Source organism: Lactiplantibacillus sp. DA1, assembly GCF_032681335.1.
Classification (GTDB): domain Bacteria; phylum Bacillota; class Bacilli; order Lactobacillales; family Lactobacillaceae; genus Lactiplantibacillus.
Map to the genome: position 1 here is coordinate 1 of NZ_JAWHTQ010000016.1, position 1708 is coordinate 1708.

1 rRNA gene is annotated in these 1708 nt (G+C 49.7%); it reads left to right on the forward strand.

Annotated features, from left to right (window positions below):
* The first annotated feature begins 85 nt into the window (after positions 1-85).
* Positions 86-1652, forward strand: a 16S ribosomal RNA gene (locus RXV91_RS15295).
* Positions 1653-1708: the final 56 nt, after the last annotated feature.

Genomic DNA, 1708 nt, shown 5'->3' on the forward strand with positions numbered 1-1708 from the left:
ATCAAGAGCAAAAACATTTGCGAAGTCAATTCGCTAGCAAATAAATTTTAGTACAACTTTAAATGAGCTTTTTAGAACTCATCATTAATTTGAGAGTTTGATCCTGGCTCAGGACGAACGCTGGCGGCGTGCCTAATACATGCAAGTCGAACGAACTCTGGTAATGATTGGTGCTTGCATCATGAATTACATTTGAGTGAGTGGCGAACTGGTGAGTAACACGTGGGAAACCTGCCCAGAAGCGGGGGATAACACCTGGAAACAGATGCTAATACCGCATAACAACTTGGACCGCATGGTCCGAGTTTGAAAGATGGCTTCGGCTATCACTTTTGGATGGTCCCGCGGCGTATTAGCTAGATGGTGAGGTAACGGCTCACCATGGCAATGATACGTAGCCGACCTGAGAGGGTAATCGGCCACATTGGGACTGAGACACGGCCCAAACTCCTACGGGAGGCAGCAGTAGGGAATCTTCCACAATGGACGAAAGTCTGATGGAGCAACGCCGCGTGAGTGAAGAAGGGTTTCGGCTCGTAAAACTCTGTTGTTAAAGAAGAACATATCTGAGAGTAACTGTTCAGGTATTGACGGTATTTAACCAGAAAGCCACGGCTAACTACGTGCCAGCAGCCGCGGTAATACGTAGGTGGCAAGCGTTGTCCGGATTTATTGGGCGTAAAGCGAGCGCAGGCGGTTTTTTAAGTCTGATGTGAAAGCCTTCGGCTCAACCGAAGAAGTGCATCGGAAACTGGGAAACTTGAGTGCAGAAGAGGACAGTGGAACTCCATGTGTAGCGGTGAAATGCGTAGATATATGGAAGAACACCAGTGGCGAAGGCGGCTGTCTGGTCTGTAACTGACGCTGAGGCTCGAAAGTATGGGTAGCAAACAGGATTAGATACCCTGGTAGTCCATACCGTAAACGATGAATGCTAAGTGTTGGAGGGTTTCCGCCCTTCAGTGCTGCAGCTAACGCATTAAGCATTCCGCCTGGGGAGTACGGCCGCAAGGCTGAAACTCAAAGGAATTGACGGGGGCCCGCACAAGCGGTGGAGCATGTGGTTTAATTCGAAGCTACGCGAAGAACCTTACCAGGTCTTGACATACTATGCAAATCTAAGAGATTAGACGTTCCCTTCGGGGACATGGATACAGGTGGTGCATGGTTGTCGTCAGCTCGTGTCGTGAGATGTTGGGTTAAGTCCCGCAACGAGCGCAACCCTTATTATCAGTTGCCAGCATTAAGTTGGGCACTCTGGTGAGACTGCCGGTGACAAACCGGAGGAAGGTGGGGATGACGTCAAATCATCATGCCCCTTATGACCTGGGCTACACACGTGCTACAATGGATGGTACAACGAGTTGCGAACTCGCGAGAGTAAGCTAATCTCTTAAAGCCATTCTCAGTTCGGATTGTAGGCTGCAACTCGCCTACATGAAGTCGGAATCGCTAGTAATCGCGGATCAGCATGCCGCGGTGAATACGTTCCCGGGCCTTGTACACACCGCCCGTCACACCATGAGAGTTTGTAACACCCAAAGTCGGTGGGGTAACCTTTTAGGAACCAGCCGCCTAAGGTGGGACAGATGATTAGGGTGAAGTCGTAACAAGGTAGCCGTAGGAGAACCTGCGGCTGGATCACCTCCTTTCTAAGGAATATTACGGAAACCTACACACGCGTCGAAACTTTGTTTAGTTTTGAGAG